The sequence below is a fragment of the Litoribrevibacter euphylliae genome, assembly GCF_042646085.1.
Taxonomy (GTDB): domain Bacteria; phylum Pseudomonadota; class Gammaproteobacteria; order Pseudomonadales; family Litoribrevibacteraceae; genus Litoribrevibacter; species Litoribrevibacter euphylliae.
In genome coordinates, this window is the sequence record NZ_JBHRSZ010000006.1 from 237872 (window position 1) to 258800 (window position 20929).

18 protein-coding genes are annotated in these 20929 nt (G+C 45.7%); 6 read left to right on the plus strand and 12 right to left on the minus strand.

Annotated features, from left to right (window positions below; translation table 11 throughout):
• Positions 1-94: 94 nt before the first annotated feature.
• From glnG to glnA, 4 genes are all read right to left on the minus strand, one after another.
• Positions 95-1528: a nitrogen regulation protein NR(I) gene (glnG, locus tag ACFOEK_RS15075; protein WP_386722285.1), complete on the minus strand. Its 1434-nt coding sequence runs from the start codon at positions 1526-1528 to the stop codon at positions 95-97.
• Entirely contained in the window at positions 1525-2598 is a 1074-nt protein-coding gene (glnL, locus tag ACFOEK_RS15080) for a nitrogen regulation protein NR(II) (protein WP_386722286.1), read from the minus strand. Before glnL ends, glnG begins: the two co-directional genes overlap by 4 nt.
• A 206-nt stretch (positions 2599-2804) precedes the next feature.
• Positions 2805-3353, minus strand: coding sequence for a DUF4124 domain-containing protein (locus ACFOEK_RS15085; protein WP_386722287.1), 549 nt, complete (start codon positions 3351-3353; stop codon positions 2805-2807).
• 126 nt (positions 3354-3479) lie between these two features.
• Positions 3480-4886, minus strand: coding sequence for a glutamate--ammonia ligase (glnA, locus tag ACFOEK_RS15090; protein ID WP_386722288.1), 1407 nt, complete (start codon positions 4884-4886; stop codon positions 3480-3482).
• Positions 4887-5282: 396 nt separating this feature from the next.
• Between glnA and thiI the strand changes: the two genes are divergently transcribed.
• The 4 genes from thiI (at position 5283) to ACFOEK_RS15110 (ending at position 11758) form a co-directional block, all read left to right on the plus strand.
• Entirely contained in the window at positions 5283-6755 is a 1473-nt protein-coding gene (gene thiI, locus ACFOEK_RS15095) for a tRNA uracil 4-sulfurtransferase ThiI (protein ID WP_386722289.1), read from the plus strand.
• A gap of 277 nt (positions 6756-7032) precedes the next feature.
• Complete coding sequence (gene typA / locus ACFOEK_RS15100; RefSeq protein ID WP_386722290.1) at positions 7033-8850, plus strand: translational GTPase TypA; 1818 nt, start codon at positions 7033-7035, stop codon at positions 8848-8850.
• 200 nt (positions 8851-9050) lie between these two features.
• Complete coding sequence (gene pip, locus ACFOEK_RS15105; RefSeq protein WP_386722291.1) at positions 9051-10028, plus strand: prolyl aminopeptidase; 978 nt, start codon at positions 9051-9053, stop codon at positions 10026-10028.
• A gap of 95 nt (positions 10029-10123) precedes the next feature.
• Positions 10124-11758, plus strand: coding sequence for a methyl-accepting chemotaxis protein (locus tag ACFOEK_RS15110; RefSeq protein WP_386722292.1), 1635 nt, complete (start codon positions 10124-10126; stop codon positions 11756-11758).
• Positions 11759-11852: 94 nt separating this feature from the next.
• On the opposite strand, the gene ACFOEK_RS15115 is transcribed toward ACFOEK_RS15110, so the two are convergent.
• Complete coding sequence (locus ACFOEK_RS15115) at positions 11853-14627, minus strand: S8 family serine peptidase (protein ID WP_386722293.1); 2775 nt, start codon at positions 14625-14627, stop codon at positions 11853-11855.
• A 170-nt stretch (positions 14628-14797) separates the two neighbouring features.
• On the opposite strand from ACFOEK_RS15115, the gene dtd reads away from it, so the two are divergent.
• Together dtd and ACFOEK_RS15125 are read left to right on the plus strand one after the other, a co-directional pair.
• Positions 14798-15235, plus strand: a complete 438-nt coding sequence (gene dtd, locus ACFOEK_RS15120; RefSeq protein WP_386722294.1) for a D-aminoacyl-tRNA deacylase — start codon at positions 14798-14800, stop codon at positions 15233-15235.
• A gap of 174 nt (positions 15236-15409) precedes the next feature.
• Positions 15410-15592 (plus strand): hypothetical protein, encoded by a 183-nt coding sequence (locus ACFOEK_RS15125; protein ID WP_284383936.1) that lies wholly within the window; start codon positions 15410-15412, stop codon positions 15590-15592.
• An 86-nt stretch (positions 15593-15678) separates the two neighbouring features.
• Here the strand turns inward: ACFOEK_RS15125 and tatC are convergent, their stop codons facing one another.
• The 7 genes from tatC to ubiE all read right to left on the minus strand — a co-directional run bounded on the left by tatC (position 15679) and on the right by ubiE (position 20768).
• Positions 15679-16452, minus strand: a complete 774-nt coding sequence (gene tatC / locus ACFOEK_RS15130; protein ID WP_386722295.1) for a twin-arginine translocase subunit TatC — start codon at positions 16450-16452, stop codon at positions 15679-15681.
• Positions 16449-16919: a Sec-independent protein translocase protein TatB gene (tatB, locus tag ACFOEK_RS15135; protein ID WP_386722296.1), complete on the minus strand. Its 471-nt coding sequence runs from the start codon at positions 16917-16919 to the stop codon at positions 16449-16451. Before tatB ends, tatC begins: the two co-directional genes overlap by 4 nt.
• A 65-nt stretch (positions 16920-16984) precedes the next feature.
• Positions 16985-17209, minus strand: coding sequence for a Sec-independent protein translocase subunit TatA (tatA, locus tag ACFOEK_RS15140; RefSeq protein ID WP_386722357.1), 225 nt, complete (start codon positions 17207-17209; stop codon positions 16985-16987).
• A 15-nt stretch (positions 17210-17224) separates the two neighbouring features.
• Positions 17225-17554 carry a phosphoribosyl-ATP diphosphatase gene (locus tag ACFOEK_RS15145; protein WP_386722297.1) on the minus strand — a complete coding sequence of 110 codons (330 nt, stop codon included), beginning with the start codon at positions 17552-17554 and terminating at the stop codon, positions 17225-17227.
• Between the two features lie 124 nt (positions 17555-17678).
• Entirely contained in the window at positions 17679-19325 is a 1647-nt protein-coding gene (ubiB, locus tag ACFOEK_RS15150) for a ubiquinone biosynthesis regulatory protein kinase UbiB (protein WP_386722298.1), read from the minus strand.
• On the minus strand, positions 19312-20001 hold the full coding sequence (locus ACFOEK_RS15155) for a ubiquinone biosynthesis accessory factor UbiJ (protein ID WP_386722299.1): 690 nt from the start codon (positions 19999-20001) through the stop codon (positions 19312-19314). The genes ubiB and ACFOEK_RS15155 overlap by 14 nt, the downstream gene beginning before the upstream one ends.
• A 14-nt stretch (positions 20002-20015) precedes the next feature.
• Entirely contained in the window at positions 20016-20768 is a 753-nt protein-coding gene (gene ubiE, locus ACFOEK_RS15160) for a bifunctional demethylmenaquinone methyltransferase/2-methoxy-6-polyprenyl-1,4-benzoquinol methylase UbiE (RefSeq protein ID WP_386722300.1), read from the minus strand.
• Between the last annotated feature and the right edge of the window lie 161 nt (positions 20769-20929).

Below are 20929 nucleotides of genomic sequence, written 5' to 3' on the forward strand. Positions count from 1 at the left end.
GAAGAGGGTAGATGAACTAGATCAGAGTAGCCCTGACTATTAGAGAGAAAAAGCCGATCCATGATGGATCGGCTTTTTAGGTTCTACTTATTACTTAGTGTTCATCGTCGTCATCAGGATGATCTTTGGTCTCTAACTCCAACTCTTTAATTTTACGAGTCAGAGTATTGCGACCCCAGCCAAGCAGAATAGAGGCATCACGTTTACGGCCTGCCGTGTGCTTTAACGCGGTTTCAATCATGATGCGTTCAAACGTAGGAACCGCATCATCGAGGACGCCTTTCTTACCTTTTGACAGTTCCTGATCCGCCCAGTTTCTAAGTGCGGCTTCCCAGTTGCTGGTGGAGGTTTGAACTTCTTGCTCATCTAACAGCTCAGGAGGAAGATCACCGATATGAACTTCACGGCCTGACGCCATAACCGTTAGCCAGCGACAGGTGTTTTCTAGCTGACGAACGTTACCATTCCACGGTAAACCGGCCATGTACTCAACGGCTTCTTCGGTAAGCAGCTTGGCTTCAACGTTCAATTCGGTTGCTGCTTTTTGTAGGAAGAATTCAGCCAGCTTCGGAATGTCTTCGCGACGATCTGCCAACTTCGGAATATGGATGCGAATGACGTTTAAACGGTGGAATAAATCCTCACGGAACTTCCCTTCTTCTACCAAACGCTCCAGGTTTTGGTGGGTTGCAGCAATGATGCGTACGTCCACTTTCACCGGCGTGTGTCCGCCTACACGGTAGAACTCGCCATCGGCCAGAACTCGTAATAGCCGTGTTTGGGTTTCAGCTGGCATGTCACCGATTTCGTCTAAGAACAGTGTGCCTCCATCGGCTTGCTCGAAGCGGCCTCGACGTTGACCTGCGGCTCCGGTGAAGGCGCCTTTTTCATGGCCGAATAACTCGGATTCAATCAAGTCTTTTGGAATCGCCGCCATATTTAACGGGATAAATTCTTTCGCACGACGAGGGCTGTGCTTATGCAGGGCATGAGCAACCAATTCTTTACCGGTTCCTGATTCACCGTTAATCAGTACTGTGATATTCGATTGAGATAAACGACCAATGGCACGAAACACTTCCTGCATCGCAGGCGCTTCACCGATGATTTCGGTGCTGGCTTCTTCGACGGATTTCAGCTCTTCTTCTTTCTGCTCTTGAGCGTGAGTTAATGCACGTTTAACCAAGGTAACGGCATCATCAATGTCGAACGGCTTTGGTAGGTATTCAAAGGCACCACGCTGATATGATTTTACGGCACTGTCGAGATCAGAGTGGGCGGTCATGATGATCACAGGAATTTCAGGGTGTTCTGTCTGGATTTGATCCAGTAGATCTAAGCCATCCACGCCCGGCATACGAATGTCACTGATGATCACTTCGGGTTGGCTGTATTGGAGTTTCTTTAAAATCTCGTCACCGGATTCAAAACTGCTGGTGGGAACATTGGCTTGAGATAGCGCTTTTTCCAATACCCAACGAATTGAACGGTCGTCGTCGACGATCCAGACGTTATTCGTTTTGTTCATGATGATAACTCCAAAGGTAGATAAATTGTGAAATCCGTTTTCCCTGGCTCACTCTTACATTCGATCAGGCCTTCGTGTTGAGTGATGATGGACTGAGAAATGGAGAGCCCCAAACCAGTGCCTTCGGCTCGGCCACTGATCATTGGGTAGAAAATGTTCTCGAGAATGTCTTCTGGAATACCTGGGCCGTTGTCGATGATGTCCAGCTGGCAGACTAGGCGGTGGCGTTGCGCACCAATAGTAAACTGTCGTAACGCTCGGGTTCTAAAGCTTATAGAAGGCGACTCTACATTGTTCTCTTGTAGCGCCTGCATGGCATTACGACTGATATTAAGAATGGCCTGAATTAACTGAGATGGGTCAGCCGCAAATTCAGGAATGCTCGGGTCGTAATCACGAATCAGTTTAATCGAGCCCTTTGTCTCCACTTCAATCAGCGTGCAGACGCGTTCGATGATTTCATGAACGTTGGTTTCTATTCGTTCCGGTAATTTACGAGGCCCCAACATTTTATCCACAAGACGGCGAAGGCGATCCGTCTCTTCAATAATGACATTGGTGAATTCCGCCAGCTGTGGATCATTCAATTCTCGCTCTAATAGCTGTGCTGCACCGCGAATTCCGCCAAGAGGGTTTTTGACTTCATGGGCGAGCCCTCTTACCAACACTTGAGTGGTGGCTTGTTTGGCCATCAGCTCTTCTTCCCGAGAAATTCGAATTAAACGATCGCGGGGTTGCAACTCCATGATCAGGAAGGTCTGACTGTTTACCTCGGTGATTGGGGTAACAATGTAATCGAGTGTGATCGGAGTACGAGTTGGAAGATGCAGTGTGGTTTCACGTCTAGTGAAGGGGTGGCAGCTCTTAGCGGATTGTTCGAGGAGCGCGAGATTTTCTTCATCCTCAAGGAACAAGCTGCTGATGTGCACATTTTTCATGCGATTAGCACTAACCTGTAGCAACATCTCTGCAGCCGGATTCATATAGCGGATCGTTAGATCATTCGCTAACTCGATGACAGAGGTGTTTAGGTTATCAAGAATTCGTTTATATGAGGTTTGATTATCCATAATAGTGCACAACAATGACCAATACTAAGCAAAAGCAAGAAGCAAGCCAGCTTCTAGGTATGCTACATAGACAGTAAAACAACACGCTTGGTGCGATTTATCTGAGTTTTAATCCCGAAAAATGGGATTTCCTAAGTTTATTTTAGGGCGATATTGGTATTGATGCACTAAATTGGTGCTTTTAGTTTCTGTGATGATAAGAACGCTTATTTTGGTGTTTTGCGTTTAACCATTGGGCGGTGGATAAAGACAGTGATGGCGGGGCTGGTCATTATATTGCTGCCTTGCTTATCCAGAATTTGAACAGCAACTGAATGTTCGCCGCGATCTATATTTTGAACATTGAATTGGGTGAGAGAGGTAGGCTCTCCGATAGCGCGTTGATCAATCAGTAGTTGGTATTTATCGCCTTTTTTCAGCGAAGGGTTAGAACTTACTGCTACGGTGAAGCTTCCAGCGGTGCCATGAATGTTGGCTTCATGTTCAGGGAAATCTACGGTAACGCTGCTGTATCGGGCAGTGGCATTGACCTGGGCTTTATCCTCTTCTTCCTCTGTTGTTTCTGGAAGGTTATAGCTTGGTGCTTTGTAAGGATGAAGCGGTTCAATATTTAGAATCTCGGCATCAGGATGCGGTTGATCAGAATAAACCACAGTACCATCTTCTGTAACCCATTTGTAAACCTTGGCTTGCACTGAGTTGGTGCATGCGAATGCCAGGGCTAGGACTGAGCTCAGTAGGACGGTTTTTTTCATGGTAAATCAACTGCCTATTCAAGAATCATAGGGGGTTATGATCGTATAAAAATTGATTTTAGTATAGTAAATAAAAAGCCTCCCATGAGGGAGGCTTTTTTAGTTTATTCCGTTCTTACGAAAGGATTAAACAGAGTAGTACATGTCGAACTCAACTGGGTGAGTTGTCATGTTCAAACGCTCAACTTCTTCCTGCTTAAGCTCGATGTATGCATCGATCATATCGTCAGTGAATACGCCGCCTTCTTTCAGGAAGTCACGGTCTTCGTTAAGTGCTGCAAGAGCAACGTCGAACGTTTCTGCAACAGTTGGGATAGCTGCTGCTTCTTCCGCTGGAAGATCATACAAATCTTTATCTGCTGGATCGCCAGGGTGGATCTTGTTCTTAACACCGTCAAGGCCAGCCATAAGCATAGCTGCGAATGCCAAGTATGGGTTAGCGGTTGGATCCGGGAAGCGAGCTTCGATACGCTTACCTTTTGGAGATGCAACGTAAGGAATACGGATAGAAGCAGAACGGTTACGCGCTGAGTAAGCTAGCATAACTGGTGCTTCGAAACCTGGAACAAGACGCTTGTACGAGTTAGTAGAAGCGTTAGCGAATGCGTTGATCGCGCGAGCGTGCTTGATGATACCGCCGATGTAGTAAAGAGCAGTTTCACTTAGGCCAGCGTATGCGTCACCAGCGAATTGGTTTTCACCGTCTTTCCAGAAAGATTGGTGAACGTGCATACCAGAACCGTTGTCACCAACTAGTGGCTTAGGCATGAAGGTAGCAGTTTTACCATACATGTGAGCAACGTTGTGTACGCAGTACTTAAGAACCTGAACTTCGTCCGCTTTCTTAACTAGTGTGTTGAAACGAACACCGATTTCGTTCTGACCTGCAGTCGCAACTTCGTGGTGGTGTACTTCAACGTCTTGGCCCATTGCTTCAAGAGCAGCACACATTGCAGTACGGATTTCGTAGCAAGAATCGATTGGTGGAACTGGGAAGTAACCGCCTTTAACACGTGGACGGTGACCAGTGTTACCGCCTTCGAAGTCTGCGTGAGTAGACCAGTCAGCTTCTTCTGATTCAATTGAGTAGCTAGCACCAGAGATGTCAGCTTTCCACTTAACGCTGTCAAAGATGAAGAATTCTGGCTCAGGACCGAAGAATGCAGTATCGCCTAGACCAGTAGATTGTAGGTAAGCTTCAGCGCGCTTAGCTACAGAACGTGGGTCACGCTCGTAACCTTGCATAGTAGCAGGCTCGATGATGTCGCAACGCAAGTTAACAGTTACTTCTTCAGTAAAAGGATCAAGTACAGGCGTTTCGTCGTCTGGCATAAGAATCATGTCTGATTCGTTAATGCCTTTCCAACCAGAAATAGAAGAACCATCGAACATTTGACCGTTTTCGAAGAACTCTTCGCCAACTTCGGTCGCAGGAATAGTTACGTGCTGCTCTTTACCGCGCGTGTCAGTAAAACGAAGGTCAACCCACTTCGCATTATGCTCTTTAATTAGCTCAATTGTATTGCTAGACATTTGTCTCTCCGCTACACATAAATTTAACCGGATCGTTCCTAATAAGAGACGCTTATTATAAGAATCGAACCAGCATTAATCCTTTAGATTTCGGGTGTACCCGTATCTTGTGTTTTTAATAAAGCAAATGGTGTGCCATTAACTTTGATTGAGCTAAACCGCAAGATTACTGCATTCGCCCGATGAAGCTACTATAGCTATGCTTTTTATTAGTGCAAGCGCTTTTTATGTTGCACTAAAATGGTGCTTATGCGTCTGTTTGGTGCGGTAAATAGGGTGTGTGAAAATTGAACTGGATGAGTGGTTGTCTATACTGAAGCACATATTTTGTACCGCTATAAAGGGTCAGGTATAATCGCCGCTCATTTTTCCTTCTGCCCGGTATTTTGCTCACTCATGAAGTACATCATTAAGCTATTTCCTGAAATAACCATTAAAAGTCGCCCTGTTCGAAAGCAACTCATTAAGCAACTGAAAGCGAATCTAAGAAACGTTCTGAAACGCATTGACCCTAAGCTAACTGTGACTGGTCAGTGGGATTCGGTGGAAGTAGAAACGGCTTCGGAAGATTCCGTGATTGTGGATCAGGTGACGGAAGCATTGGGCCATATCCCGGGTATTGCTTATTTCCTAAGCGTTCAAAAATATCCTTATGAAAGCTTTGACGATACTTTGGAAAAAGCTAAAGCGCTTTATGGTCATGAGATTGAAGGGAAAACCTTGTGCGTGCGGGTTAAGCGTGCAGGTAAGCATGATTTTAAATCCATTGATGCAGAGCGTTATTTAGGTGGTGGTTTGCGTCAACACTGTAATGCCAGAGGCATTGATCTGAAGAACCCTGAAATACAGATCAATATGGAGATTCGAGATCAGTGGTTGTATCTCGTGCATCAAAAACATCCAGGCTTAGGTGGCTTTCCGTTGGGCTCTCAAGAGTCGGTACTTTCTTTAATGTCAGGTGGGTTCGATTCTACCGTTGCCAGTTATTTAACGATGCGTCGAGGCATCAAAACACACTTCTGTTTCTTCAATCTTGGCGGTAAAGCGCATGAATTGGGTGTGAAAGAAGTCTCGCACTATATTTGGGAGAAATTTGGCAGTTCCCACGGTGTAAAGTTTGTCAGTGTCCCGTTTGAGGGCGTTGTTGCTGAGATTCTGGAAAAAGTTGATAACTCTTACATGGGCGTAGTGTTGAAACGCATGATGTATAGAGCTGCAAGTGCGGTCGCTGAGAAGATGGAGTTGGATACCATTGTCACCGGTGAGAGTGTGGCGCAGGTGTCCAGTCAAACTCTGAAGAACCTGTCGGTGATCGATCGTGTAACCGATACGTTGGTTTTAAGACCTTTGGTTACGACGCACAAGCAAGAGATTGTTGATATTGCGACCGAGATCGGCACTTACGAATTCGCAGCGAATATGCCGGAATACTGCGGCGTAATTTCTGATAAGCCGACCACCAAAGCATCAATGAAGCGTGTGCTTGAGGTTGAAGAGAAGTTTGACTTTGCCGTATTAGAGCAGGCACTTGAGAGTCTCGTTATCCAGCACATTAAAAACGTGGTTGAAGATTTTCAACAAGACGTAAAGGTTGAAGAGGTTACCGAGATTTCTGGTGAAACGGTGGTGATTGATATTCGTCACCCGGATGAAGAAGAAAAGTCACCGCTCATTCTTGATGATCAAACCACAGATGGTATGACTGTAGAAAAAATTCCGTTCTATCGGTTGCATTCAGCCTTTAAAGAGATGAGTTTGACCACGGAATACCTTTTATATTGTGATCGTGGTGTGATGAGCCAGTTGCATGCGCAGCAGTTGCAGGCGGATGGTTACACCAATGTAAAAGTGTTTAAGAAAAATAATTAATTTGTAGTCTCTGTAACGAATTAATTGGTGTGATAAAAACGGCTTCCATTGGAGGCCGTTTTTTGTCTTTGAAAATACTATGGTTTTGTTTCAAAAATATAACCAAATGGCCGTATTTACAGCTGGTTCCATATTAACCACTCACCTATGTTAATACCCTTCAAAAGCATGTAAAATGCGCGCCAAATGACCGCTTTGGGCCTAAAAATCTGAAGATTTACAAGCAATCCTGCCTCATCTACATAACTGAGGTAACGATATTGTTCTGGAGATTCCTTTGATACAGAGATTAAGAAACGTTGCCATTATTGCGCACGTTGACCACGGTAAAACGACGCTTGTTGATAAATTGCTTCAACAGTCTGGGACGTTGGATCGCAAAGACCAAGGTGCAGAGCGCATCATGGACTCAAACGACCAGGAAAAAGAGCGTGGAATTACGATTCTTGCAAAAAACACGGCTATCGAATGGAATGATTACCACATCAATATCGTAGACACACCGGGACACGCCGACTTTGGTGGTGAAGTAGAACGTGTTCTTTCTATGGTGGATTGCGTATGTCTATTGGTTGATGCCGTAGACGGTCCTATGCCACAAACACGTTTCGTAACGCAAAAGGCGTTCGAACAAGGTTTGAAGCCAATTGTTGTGATCAACAAAATCGACCGTCCTGGTTCTCGCCCTGATTGGGTAATGGATCAGGTGTTTGATCTGTTTGATAGCTTGGGTGCAACTGATGAGCAGTTGGACTTCCCGGTTGTTTATGCGTCTGCATTGAATGGTTTTGCGGGTCTTGATCCAGACGATCTTGCGGATGACATGACACCATTATTTGAAATGATCGTGGATAAAGTGCCTGCGCCAGACGTAGACATCGACGGCCCGCTTCAAATGCAAGTATCTGCACTGGATTACTCTAACTACTTAGGTGTTATCGGTGTTGGTCGAATCACGCGCGGTACTATGAAGCCAGGTTCACAAGTAACGGTTGTGGATCGTGAAGGTAAAACACGTAACGGTAAGATTCTGAAGCTCATGGGTTACATGGGGCTTGAGCGTGTAGAAGTTGAACAAGCGACTGCAGGTGACATCGTTTGTATCACAGGTATCGACGGTTTAGGAATTTCAGACACGATTTGTGATCCTTCTACGCCAGAAGCATTGCCGGCCTTGTCTGTAGATGAGCCAACTGTAAGCATGACCTTCCAGGTGAATGATTCACCGTTTGCTGGTTTGGACGGTAAGCTGTTAACCAGCCGTAATATTTCTGAGCGTCTGGAAAAAGAACTGATCCACAACGTTGCGCTTCGTGTTGAGCAAGGTGACACACCAGAGAAATTTAAAGTGTCTGGTCGTGGTGAACTGCACTTGTCGGTATTGATTGAAACCATGCGTCGTGAAGGCTTCGAGATGGGTATTTCTCGTCCGGAAGTTGTTCAGCGTGAAGTAGACGGTCAAATCGAAGAACCATTTGAAGCTGTGGTTGTTGATGTTGAAGAACAGCATCAAGGTTCAATCATGGAAGAGTTTGGTTACCGTAAAGCAGAAATGAGCAACATGGTGCCAGACGGTAAAGGTCGAGTTCGTATGGAATTCGTGATGCCATCTCGCGGTTTGATTGGTTTCCGTAACCAGTTCATGACGTTGACCTCAGGTAGCGGTATCTTAACCAGTATCTTTGATCACTGGGGCCCAGTGAAACAAGGTGAAGTAACCAGCCGTATTAATGGTGTATTGGTGTCTATGGTTCAAGGTAAAGCACTGGGTTATGCTTTGTTTGCGCTTCAAGATCGTGGTCGTCTATTTATCGATCCAAACATCGAAGTGTACGAAGGTATGATCATCGGTCTTCACAGCCGTGATAACGACCTGGTGGTTAATCCGACTAAAGGTAAGCAGTTAACGAACGTTCGTGCCTCTGGTACGGATGAAAACATTCAGTTAACGCCGCCAGTTAGAATGACTCTGGAACAAGCGCTTGAGTTTATCGAAGACGATGAGTTGGTAGAAGTAACACCTAACAACATTCGTCTGCGCAAGAAGTTCTTGAAAGAGCATGAGCGTAAGCGTGAAAGCCGCAGCAAGAAGTAATTCTGCCGGTTAACGATTAGGCGTTCGATAGAAAGTCATAATCACATGCTATAAAGCCGTATCCCCCTTGGGGGATGCGGCTTTTTTATGTTTGGAATCTGTAAGTGGCTCCGACGAGCTTTGATATTTGCTCTAAACTAATGAATCTAAGTCGTGTTGATTGCTTAACCGTTCGTTGCTAATGATCAAGGATTGAATTCATGCATACCTTATACCCAGAGATAAAACCCTACGCTGAACATGCATTGCAAGTATCTGATTTGCATACACTTCATGTGGAGGAGTGTGGCAATAAGGAAGGCATGCCGATGTTGGTGGTGCATGGTGGGCCAGGGGCTGGATGTGAAGGCTTTCAGCGTCGATTCTTTGATCCTGAAAAATACCGCATTGTGTTGTTTGACCAGCGGGGGTCTGGGCGATCGACGCCTCATGCGGAAATTAAAGACAATACTTTAGAATTACTGATTCAAGACATAGAGCATATTCGGGAAACCTTGGGTGTCGAAAAGTGGGTGCTCTTTGGTGGTTCTTGGGGTTCCACGTTGAGCTTGGCCTATGCCCAAGCGTATCCGAATAGAGTGGAAGCGATGATTCTTCGGGGGATTTTCTTATGCCGTGATGAAGACCTTGAATGGTTATATCAGCGTGGTGCCAGTCGGATTTTCCCTGATCATTGGAAAGGCTTTCTCGCTGCAATACCAGAAGAACAACACCATGACTTGTTGAATGCTTATTATGAGGCCATTACGGGAGGGAATGAACTGGCGCGTATGGCCGCGGCAAAAGCTTGGTGTAAATGGGAAGGCAGTTGTTCAACGCTAAAGCCGAATCAAGGGTTGGTTGAGCACTTTATTGACCCGCACTTTGCATTGTCTATGGCAACTATGTGTGTACATTACTTTAAGCATCGTGGCTTCTTAGAACAAAATCAGTTAATCGAAAACTGTCATAAAATTCAGAACATACCTACCGTTATCATTCATGGTCGATACGACATCGTTTGTTGTATGGATAACGCACAAGCGCTTCATGATGCCTTACCTGATTCCACTCTCTTGATTGTTCGAGAGGCCGGGCACTCCGCAATGGATGCTCCGCTGACAGACGCTTTGGTTCGAGCGACTGATGATATGTACCGACGCTTAACCAATGAAACGCCGGAGGAAAATGGCGAGTAAGTGCAATTTTTGGCTAATGTACTTCTAAGAATTGTCTAGTCTTATCAGAAAGTGCTAGTTGAAGTAGCTCTGGTTTGAAGTAAAAGGTGCTTTCTATGAAGTTTTTGCGTCAATTTAAAATATCACATCGCCTATGGGTCTTACCGGTTGTTATTACCATAGGCTTCTTGTTCTTTACTTTTTCGGTATCAAATCAATTTCACGAGCGATTGCTTGCGGATCGCTATGAAAAAACACGGCATGTGGTCGAGTCGGCTTGGCATGTGATCGAGCATTTCTATAAAGAAGCGCAAGCTGGTCGAATGGATGAAGCTGAAGCGAAAGCCTTGGCGAAAGCGACCGTTCGTAATCTTAGATACGAAGAGGATGATTATTTCTGGATTCACAATATGGATTCAGTGATGGTCATGCACCCAATAAAGCCTGCACTGGAAGGCAAAGATTTATCGGGTTTTAAAGATCCGGAAGGCACCTTTCTTTTTAACGAAATGGTTAACGTTGTAAGGAAATCAGGCGGTGGTTTTGTGCCTTATCTGTGGCCAAAGCCAGGTAATGATGATCCGGTGGCTAAGATCTCCTACGTCAAAGGTTTCTCGGCTTGGGGATGGATTGTTGGTTCGGGCATTTATCTAGACGACGTTGATCAGTTGTTTGCACAGGCATTGATCAAAATGTTGATGATTGCCTTGATTGTGGTTGTGGTTTCCGTGGGGGTTGTGGTGTTGATTGCCCAGAGCATTATTGGTCCGTTGGGAACCACGGCGGAAGCATTGAAAGACATTGCTGAAGGGGATGGAGATTTGACCAAGCGACTGTCCATCTCGGGCAATGATGAAATCTCGGATCTTAGACGAAATTTTAACTCTTTCGTGGTACGAATCCATGAATTGGTTTCGGATGTAAAACAAGGCATTGTTGAGTTAACCCAGGCCACCGAGAATTTAGGCGCGAACAGTACTCGTTCCATTGAGTGTGTTTCCAGACAGAAAAGCGATACTGAACTGGTGGCGACGGCGGCTCAGGAAATGTATCAAGTTTCTGTCAGTATGTCAGAAAATGCCACCGATGCAGCTGAGCGAGCACAAACGGCAAATGAACGCACGCAAGTGGGTCAAGGTGTGTTAAATGCTTCAATCGCTGACATTAGACAGCTATCGGGAGAAATTGATTCTGCTGTGAAAGTCATTGATAACCTGGCAAGCAGCACCGACGAAATTGGCTCTGTGGTTGAGGTGATCCGAGGGATTGCTGAGCAAACGAATTTATTGGCGTTGAATGCGGCGATTGAGGCCGCACGCGCAGGCGAGCAAGGTAGGGGCTTTGCTGTGGTGGCGGACGAAGTGAGAACCTTGGCTGGTCGCACACAGCAATCCACTGAAGAAATTAATGAAATGATTAGTCGATTGCAGGCAGGCTCTAAGGAAGCCGTGAATGCGATTGAGAGCAGTCAGCAGTACACATCATCGACGTCTGAAAAAGCGGCAGAAGCCGGGGCTGCGCTCGAAGAAATTGCACAAATGGTGGATGATATTCTGTCGATGAACACTCAAATCGCCAGTGGTATTGAGGAGCAAAGTAGTGTTGCTCAGGAAATCGAGGGCAATATAACTAACGTTGCCGAAACGGCGGCCAGCGCCGAAGAAATTGTTCATGAAACCGATCAAGCGGCTAAGTCAATGAGTGATTTATCCGAGCGGCTCAGTGCCCAAGTAGCGAACTTCAAAGTGTAAACACAGTGCCGAGTAATCGTTAAATTACTCGGCACTGTGTTTCTATTTAGCCAAGCCCTCTATTTAGCAAGGCTCTTTATTTTAGCCTGGCTCTCTATTGAGCTAATGAAGGTGAATTTGAACCTGCTTGCTCCTGAGAGGATGGCACTTGAAATAACTCTGTTGATTGCTGAGTTTCATTCGACGATGAGCTGGCTGAAATAGAGTTTTCAAAGCTGACCGTAAAATCGATGTTATCAGCATCACCATTAATCGTGAGAATTGATGTCTGATCCAGTGTCGGGAATGCGCCGCAACTGTCACCTTGATCACAAATCAGGCTGTCGGCGTTAAGGTCTGTTCCTGCAACCACTTGGTATTCGCCTGATGTCAGGTTTTCAATGGTATAAGTGTACAAACCATTAACACTGCTGGCTGCAGTGAAGCCTTGGGTCTCCCTTTCTTCTGGATCAATCGCCAAAATATAGATATAACCGGCGTCAGCGGTATGGGCGGTGGTCGTAACTTGCATTAGGACATTAAGCGTTTCAGTGGTGCTGGTTGCGTCGAATACGATGGATGCGGTGTAGAGCCCGTCTGCAAGCAATGTCCGATCAACAGAGACCTGATAGGTACCAAAGCCGTTGGCGTCGATGGTGTCTGATGTGATGGATAACCAGCTTTCTGAAGGCGTGACACTGGCAATAGCGAGTGTACCGTCAGAGCTATCTGCAGCGGTAATACTGGTGGTATCACTGAAGCTTCCGAAGTTCAGTGAATTACTGGATAGAACAATATTCGCTGATGCGTTGACCGCACCTGTCGCGGCCAAAACCGCTTTTCGGGCGTTAATCAAACCGTAGCCGAAGCTGTTATCACGGCCAGCTGCGCCCAAGTCGTCGGTGAGATCGCCGTTCTGTAAAAGCGTATTGAACTGCGCCACGGTTAGGTTGCTATTGGCTGACTTCATCAGTGCAGCAACGCCGGCGACATGCGGAGCCGCCATTGAAGTCCCTTCTGAATATCCGTAGATGTATTGCAAGGTATTACCTGAATCATCGCCAAGGGTGCTTAGCACACCATCGGGGAAACCATCGCCATTCAGATCCGAAGTCAGTTCTCCACCGGGGGCTGCGACATCAATGGTGCTGCCAAAGTTTGAGTAGTAGGCTCTTTGGTTACTGATATTGGTAGCGCTCACAGAAATGACGTTGTTGTAGGCGGCTGGGTAATCCGGTGTAGATGAGTTGCTGTTACCGGCTGCAGCAACAACCAGTATGTCCATGGTTGCTAACGTATTATACAGGTCTTGTTCTGCCTGAGATGAGCTGGTTGAGCCCAGACTTAGGTTGATCACATCGGCGGTTTGAGCGGGTGTTGTTCCTGAGCTGTTTGATAAGCCCGCTGCGAACCTCAAGCTTTGAATGATGTCCGAACTGGTGCCAACGCCATTCTTTCCTAACACTCTAAGCGGCATGATTCTTACTCCGCCCGCGACTCCAGAGATACCTACGGCATTATTCGTTGCTGCGGCAACCGTGCCAGCGACGTGTGTCCCGTGGAAGCTACTGGAACCATCGAAATTGGAATCATCACCGGGGTCGTTTGGATCGTTATCAATGCCATCATCATCCTGTGAGGACTCTGTAGAGCTAATAAAGTCGTAGCCTGCGACAAATTGCCCTTGTAAGTCAGGGTGATTTAATAGAACGCCAGTATCAGCGACGGCAACGATCACACTGTTATTACCGGTTTCCAGATCGAGAGCATCTTCCAGTTGAATGTTGTCGTAATGCCATTGGAAATTAAAATATTGGTCGTTGGGTGTGAGAGACGCTTTTCGATAGAAATTCGGCTCAACGTATTGATAGGAATCTGCTTTATTGAGCTGTTTGATCCAAAGAAGTGTCTGCAGTTTATCGAGCTGTTCTTCTGTCCAATGGCCAACTGCGGAACTGGACGCGGTTCTGGCTTTGCTGGTAGTGATGGCTTTAGAGCTGATGCTGCTTGAGGTGGCAGTTGCGGTGTCTGACATGGTTAATTTACCGATATCAGGGACACTGGTGCCCGAAGCGGTAATGGCGTTCTGTTTATTCCTGAAGAGAGCTTCACCAACAACGAATTCGGAGGACAGTGTTTGAGATACATGGTTTATGGTGCTGCCGCCGATGTTTAAAAGGTAGTTAGCACTGTTGCTGTAGGCCCTGACTTCAAGGTAGTAAATACCATCTTGAGCGACAGTTAAGCTCTCAGACGCATCCTGGCTTACTGCGGAATCAACGGCATTTTGGTTTTCATCGTACAGGTACAGATCTAGGTCCGGATTGGTATCTACATTATTCTGATATCTATATGTCGTAAGATTGATGGTTTGATTAGCGCTCAATTCAATCCGGTAAAAATCCGTCGAATCGGTTGAAAACTCATTAACGAAGCCACCGACGATGGCTGGGGTTGGTAAGAGTTGAGCGATGGCAAAGCTGTTGTTGGACACATTCATGTTAGGGTCGGCGGTGTCAGAATCGGCCACTGAGGTCTGAGGTGCTGTAATTGTGCCTGAAATGTTGTATCCCAATGCGGTGACTTGTTGATTGGTTTTGTTGGTTTTCCCGTCATTGGTTACCGTTAGGATGATGGTGTAAACCCCAGGTTCGGTATAGGTTTTACTTGGATTAACGCCGGTTGCACTGGTGCCATCACCAAAGGTCCAGCTGTAGCTTGAGGCGCCAGATGATGAAGAGGCATCGAGCGTTACTGTAAAAGGTATTTGGCCTGATGTACTCGACACTGAAAACGACGCTTTGGGGCCAGATGAGCTACCGCCGCCCCCACCGCCACCGCATCCGATGAGTGAAAGAGAAAATAGGGTTAGGAGTATTTGGCGTATCAAAGTAATACCTCTCAATTAGACGTGATTCCATTCGATATTGGCGGTGATTGTGATTATCCGCCAAGCTGCTAATTGTCCCTCTGATTTATTAAGTATAAAAGGTTTCATTGTTTAAATTGTGTAAAAATAGTGGTTTTTCATAGCTTAGGCTAAAGGGCATTGAGGAACTGATGAAAGGGTTAATACAAAGAGTCAGTAAAGCGAGTGTGACGGTTGAAGGTGAAATCACCGGAGCAATTGATCAGGGTGTTTTACTGCTTTTGGGTGTTGAGAAAGACGATGATCAACAAACGGCTGAGAAGTTGTTAAAAAAAGTGCTGTCGTATCGAATTTTCTCTGATGAAGAGGGCAAGATGAACTTGAACCTCGAGCAAATCGGCGGTGGGCTGTTGGTGGTGTCACAATTTACCTTGGTGGCAGATACTAAAAAGGGAACTCGCCCTGGCTTCAGTAAAGGTGCGTCGCCTGAACAGGGAGAGTCCCTGTATAACTATTTTGTAGAGCAAGCCCAAAAGCAGCATTCGATAGTTGAAACCGGACGATTTGGTGCAGACATGAAGGTTGAGCTACTGAATGATGGGCCGGTGACTTTTTTATTGGAAGTCTAATTTAAGGCATCTTATTTATTGATCTATGCCGTTAAAACGGCATTTCAACTGGTCATTGGCTAACCTTTTTGGGTACAATGCCCAGCAAATTTTAAACGTACTTATTTTGGACGTGCGTAAATAGCAGGTTTCAAAAGTACATGTTTTAACTGTACTCAGTAGGGGATATCGTCAATGGACGCTAAATTGTTGGCTGAACTAAAAGAAAATGCCGAAGCAATCAAGTTTGGTCTTTTCCGTATGGGTAAAAACCGTGTTGCAGCAATGTCAACGCACGTTCATAAAGAAGTGGTTGAAGATCTTGAGCAGCGTGCTGCAAAATTGCTAGCTGACATCGAGAAGCTATCTGCTGAGTAATACTCGACAGAATCAATAAAAAAGCGCCATGATCTTTCGGTCATGGCGCTTTTTTTATGTGTGTTATATCTATCTATACCGTTTTATTATGCTTCTTGGTTGGACGTGTCCTCAGGCTTGTCTACCAAGCGACCAAACAATAATCCCACTTCAAACAGCAGCCACATAGGGACAGCCAGTAGTGTTTGAGATATTACATCCGGTGGTGTAATTAGCATGCCGACGGTGAAGCAGCCAACGATCACATAGGGTCTCTTTTCGCCGATACTTTTCACATCACTTAAGCCTGCGGCAATGATCAGAAATGTGGCAATAGGAATTTCAAAGGCAACACCAAAAGCAAAAAATAGCTTAAGTACGAAGTCTAGGTACTGGTTGATGTCGGTCATCATAGCGACGCCTTCTGGGCCAATGCTGGTGAAGAAACCAAAGATGATCGGAAACACGGCGTAGTAGGCGAAGGCCATACCGCTATAAAACAGAAGTACGCTAGAAACTAACAGTGGAACCGCAAATTTTTTCTCGTGTTTATACAGGCCTGGGGCAATGAAGCTCCAGGCTTGGTGCAAAATAAACGGTACAGAAAGAAAAATGGCACTCATTAAAGTGAGTTTAAACGGCGTTAGGAAGGGAGATGCAACGCCCGTAGCGATCATGCTGGTGCCTTCAGGCAGGAAGCGTCTCAACGGTTCTGATACGAATAAGTAAAGCTCGTTGGACCAAGAGTAGAGGCCGACAAATACCACCAAAATAATAAGAACAGATCGTAGTAGTCGATCTCGAAGTTCCGTGAGGTGTGCAATCAGCGGTTGGCCGTGTTGATCCTCTTGAGGATTTTCCTGAGTGTTTGGGTTGGTCATGACTTATTAGAATCTTGAACTAACGCGTTGGTCGTCGAAGCTGACTCAATGTTATTGGTGTTATCAGTATCTTCTTGAGCTGATGATGCGTCATTTGTTAATGATGCGTTGTTTGTTAAAGGTGCTGTCGGAGCTGCTTCCGGCGGTTGACTCGGATCTGTTACTTCGCGCTGAATACCTTCACGGATTTTTCGTTCTTGTTCCAAAATCCGTTCATTGTAGGCATCAATGTCAAAGCTGTTGTTCAGTGTTTGTTGGACACTGTTGGTTTCGTCCTGAATACGCTTTTTGAGCTCTTCAGCTTCCAGTTCGCGATTGATTTCATCTTGGATACCATTCCAGCTGGCGCGGACCTTCCCAAGAATAAATCCCACTTTTCGTACCGCGCCTGGCAAACGCTCAGGCCCAAGTACAAGCAGCGCGATCACCGCGACAATAAATAATTCGGAGAAACCAATATCAAACATAGAGGCTAACTACCTTAGGGTTAATACAACTCAGCCAAGTGCATAGATAAGAAGAAATAAGACTATTAATGTTTAGTTTCTTCTTTTGTCGCTGTGTTGGTATTGACTGTCTCAGACTCTTTTTTCTCGATGCTTTTAGCGTCTTCTTCGCCGTCTTTCATTGCACCTTTAAAGCCTTTGATTGCGCCACCCAGGTCAGAACCAATATTTCTTAGTTTCTTCGTTCCGAATAAAAGAACCACAATGCCAAGAATGATTACTAATTGCCAAATGCTAATACCAGCCATAATAAGCTACCTCTGAAGTTATTTGTTTCTGTTCGCTTTTTCTTCCAGGCCTGACAGGCCAAAGCGACGCTCTAATTCGTTAAGTACTTCGCTCACATCAATATCCAGATGGCTGAGCATTACCATTGAATGGAACCAAAGGTCAGCCGTCTCATAGACTAAGTCTGAATGATCCTTTCCTGGTTCGATGTCTTTTGCCGCGATAATGGTCTCGGTTGCCTCTTCACCTATTTTTTCAAGGATTTTGTTGAGTCCTTTACTATGTAGTTTAGCTACATAGGATGAGTCTGGAGAGGCGGATTTACGCTCTTCGAGTACCTTTTGTAAGGATGTTAATACGTCGCTCATAGAGAATAGGTTACTTCATGAATATGAAAGAATGGAGTCGGTTTAATATGGTGATCACTTTAATGGGTTTGATGGGGGATGTCTATCACATACAAATGGATAACATCCCCTATCTTGATGCACATCAGTAGCGCTTCAGTGCCAGTAAATATATTCCCCCGGCTAAGAGAAGCGCAGTGGGTGTATTCATTTGAGTGATCAGCTCGCTTGCTGCAGGAAAGCTTAATAAGCCAGCTGCAGAAACCAGTACCAAACCAATCATGCGATTACGCTTTGCTTTGGCTTGGTTGTGTAATTCGTTTTGTAGCTGATGAAGTTGCTGGCTCTGCTCTAATCGATGTTGCTCCGCTGATTGCAATTGGCTGATGGCGTGAAACATTAATTGCGGCAGCTGGCGTGTCTGCTCGGCCCAGTCAGCAGCGTGCAGTTGAATATTTTTTAGTACATTAGGCGGCGCCACTCGGTTCTTCATCCAGCCTTCAAGATAAGGTAAGGCGGTTTGCCATAGATCCAGTTCAGGGTAGAGTTGTCTGCCCAGGCCTTCAATATTCAAGAGTGTTTTTTGTAGCAGCACCAATTGCGGCTGTACTTCCATGTCAAAACGACGAGCTACCTGGAACAACCTTAGTAAGAAGTGACCAAAGCTGATTTCACTCAGAGGCTTTTCAAAGATGGGTTCACAAACGCTTCGGATGGCGGCTTCAAATTCATTGACGCGGGTGTGTTTTGGAATCCAGCCCGAATCAATATGAAGCTGTGCAACTTGTCGATAATCTCGGTTAAAGAAAGCCAGGAGGTTTCGGGCAAGATAGATTTGATCGTTCTCGGTGAGTGAGCCAATGATGCCAAAATCGACAGAAATATACTGGGGGGATTGCGGATGCTGGCGAGAAACAAAGATGTTGCCAGGATGCATATCGGCATGAAAGAAACTGTCACGGAACACCTGTGTAAAGAAGATCTCCACACCGCGTTCAGCCAAGATTTTCATATTGGTCTTCTGTTCAAGCAGCTCATCCACATCGGCGACAGGGATCCCTGAAATACGCTCCATAACTAACACGCTGGTACGGGTAAAATCCCAGTAAATTTTAGGAACGTAGAGCAGCTCTGAGTTTTCGAAATTCCGTCTTAGTTGAGAGCCGTTGGCGGCTTCTTTTTGAAGATCTAATTCATCGTAGATGGTGTGTTCATAGTCTTCGACAATTTGCTTAGGATGCAGTCGTTTGCCTTCAGACCAATAGGTTTCCAGCAGGCTTGCCATGAGTTTCATGACAGAGATGTCTTTACTGATGGTTGGCACTAGGTTAGGTCGAATGACCTTAACCACGACTTCGTCACCATTCTTTAATTTCGCAGTATGTACTTGAGCTACCGACGCAGAAGCTAAGGCTTCTTCACTGAATTCATCGAAGACATCATCAATTTTGGTTTTTAGCGAGTTTTCGATGATGGATTTGGCGATGGCAGATGAAAATGCCGGAACACGATCCTGAAGGAGTTTCAGTTCTTCGGCGATGTCATCTGGCATTAAGTCGCGTCGAGTCGAAAGAATCTGACCGAATTTAATAAAGATAGGGCCTAGCTCTTGCAGCGCTAAACGAATTCGTTCACCGCGGGAGAGTTTTTTAGGCGTAGGGAAAAAATGCCAAGGCGCCAACATCAATAGCGCTCGAACATACCAAGGGACTAGGGTTAAGGGTATAAGCTGATCTAAACGATATTTGCTGATAACCCAGATGATCACCAAAATTCGTTTAAGACTCGTCACCTAATTCTCCTTGGGATGTAATGTTTTGTTCGATAGATGGGGATTCTTTGTTGCTATTGCTCGATGATGGGCTTTCGAGCGCTTTAACTCGAGCCATTAATCGGTCGCTGGCAAGACGTAGGGACGTCACTTGTTCGCAGTAGTAATCCACTTCACTGGCGTGTGGAAGAGTTCGTAATTCGTGATGAATATATTCTTCCAGATTGGCCGTCATACTCTGATGGGTATCTTTGATCCATCGAGTGGAAGCGCGAACGCCTTGACCAATTTGATGAGCAATAACGTCGCCGGTGATTTTCGAAAGAAGATATTCCCAGTCGATGGATAAACCTAAGGCAATGGTCATTAACTTTTGAGCCAGATGTTCATCACCGTCCATTCGGATTCGACTGCTGAACAGCGCGCTGTTGTGGTCATCCGCTAACGCCAGTTGTAAAAAATCGAACGTGGCACCTGTAATCGCAAGCTCTGGCACACACTCGTAGTTGTTCATCAGTCGAATACTGTCGTGCTGAAATAACCCATAGATGGTGACTTTGGGCTGTTTCAACGTCAAGGCAATGACCTTACCTTCTAGTTTGGAAAGTTTTGCTTGTGTTACCGGATCTTGCTTGAGGGCCTGATTGATTAGGCCTTCAATCATCGCAAGTGTCGCTGTCGATACCATGTTCAGCATAGTGAGACTGAAACCTAAGGCTTGATGCCTTTGTGAAGCGCGACAATGCCGCCCGTCATGTTGTGATAATCACAGCGTACGAAACCTGCGTCGGCCATCATGTCCTTAAGTGTTTCCTGATCCGGGTGCATACGAATGGATTCAGCCAGATATTGGTAACTTTCGGCATCACCAGCCACAAGTTGACCCATTTTAGGAAGAATGCTGAATGAGTAGGTGTCGTAAACTTTCTCTAGTACAGGGTTAGCCGGCTTGGAAAACTCCAGAATCAAAAGGCGACCGCCTGGCTTAAGCACGCGAAGCATAGAACGCAGTGCTTTATCTTTATCTGTAACGTTACGAAGACCAAACGCAATGGTAATGACGTCGAATGAATTGTCATCGAAAGGCAGTGACTCTGCATTCGCTTGAACGTATTCAATGTTATTTGTCAGGCCCAGATTAGTTAGACGCTCACGGCCAACTTCCAGCATTGAGCTATTGATGTCCGCAAGTACCACCTGGCCTTCGCTGCCCACTAATTTCGAGAATTGCTTAGTGAGATCGCCCGTGCCGCCTGCGATATCCAATACGCGGTGACCTTTACGCACTGCACTTAGATCAATGGTAAAACGCTTCCACAATCGATGAATGCCGCCAGACATCAGGTCATTCATGATGTCATATTTGCTGGCTACTGAGTGGAATACATCTGCGACTTTGTTTGCTTTTTCATTGACTGGCACTTGTTTGAAGCCAAAGTGCGTTGTTTTATCTTGTTCTGTCATAGCGCTATGCTTTCGGTCTACGAAAGTTGTCCTGTGGAAGCTTTAAATTCGGGCTATTCTAACCTTGAAAGCAGGGGTTTGTCTTTTGATAAAGGTCAATTTGTTGAATTCATTGGCTTTGGGGTAGAATGCTCCGCCTGATATCCTAGTCGGTTAGGTGG

What these genes read in the sequence shown, in the direction of transcription:
- ACFOEK_RS15145 (WP_386722297.1), bottom strand. Translation starts at nt 17,554, where the DNA reads ATGAGCGACGTATTAACATCCTTACAAAAGGTACTCGAAGAGCGTAAA.
- ACFOEK_RS15155 (WP_386722299.1), bottom strand. Translation starts at nt 20,001, where the DNA reads ATGCTGAACATGGTATCGACAGCGACACTTGCGATGATTGAAGGCCTA.
- ubiE (WP_386722300.1), bottom strand. Translation starts at nt 20,768, where the DNA reads ATGACAGAACAAGATAAAACAACGCACTTTGGCTTCAAACAAGTGCCA.
- glnL (WP_386722286.1), bottom strand. Translation starts at nt 2,598, where the DNA reads ATGGATAATCAAACCTCATATAAACGAATTCTTGATAACCTAAACACC.
- glnG (WP_386722285.1), bottom strand. Translation starts at nt 1,528, where the DNA reads ATGAACAAAACGAATAACGTCTGGATCGTCGACGACGACCGTTCAATT.
- tatB (WP_386722296.1), bottom strand. Translation starts at nt 16,919, where the DNA reads ATGTTTGATATTGGTTTCTCCGAATTATTTATTGTCGCGGTGATCGCG.
- ACFOEK_RS15085 (WP_386722287.1), bottom strand. Translation starts at nt 3,353, where the DNA reads ATGAAAAAAACCGTCCTACTGAGCTCAGTCCTAGCCCTGGCATTCGCA.
- ACFOEK_RS15110 (WP_386722292.1), top strand. Translation starts at nt 10,124, where the DNA reads ATGAAGTTTTTGCGTCAATTTAAAATATCACATCGCCTATGGGTCTTA.
- glnA (WP_386722288.1), bottom strand. Translation starts at nt 4,886, where the DNA reads ATGTCTAGCAATACAATTGAGCTAATTAAAGAGCATAATGCGAAGTGG.
- pip (WP_386722291.1), top strand. Translation starts at nt 9,051, where the DNA reads ATGCATACCTTATACCCAGAGATAAAACCCTACGCTGAACATGCATTG.
- thiI (WP_386722289.1), top strand. Translation starts at nt 5,283, where the DNA reads ATGAAGTACATCATTAAGCTATTTCCTGAAATAACCATTAAAAGTCGC.
- dtd (WP_386722294.1), top strand. Translation starts at nt 14,798, where the DNA reads ATGAAAGGGTTAATACAAAGAGTCAGTAAAGCGAGTGTGACGGTTGAA.
- tatC (WP_386722295.1), bottom strand. Translation starts at nt 16,452, where the DNA reads ATGACCAACCCAAACACTCAGGAAAATCCTCAAGAGGATCAACACGGC.
- ACFOEK_RS15125 (WP_284383936.1), top strand. Translation starts at nt 15,410, where the DNA reads ATGGACGCTAAATTGTTGGCTGAACTAAAAGAAAATGCCGAAGCAATC.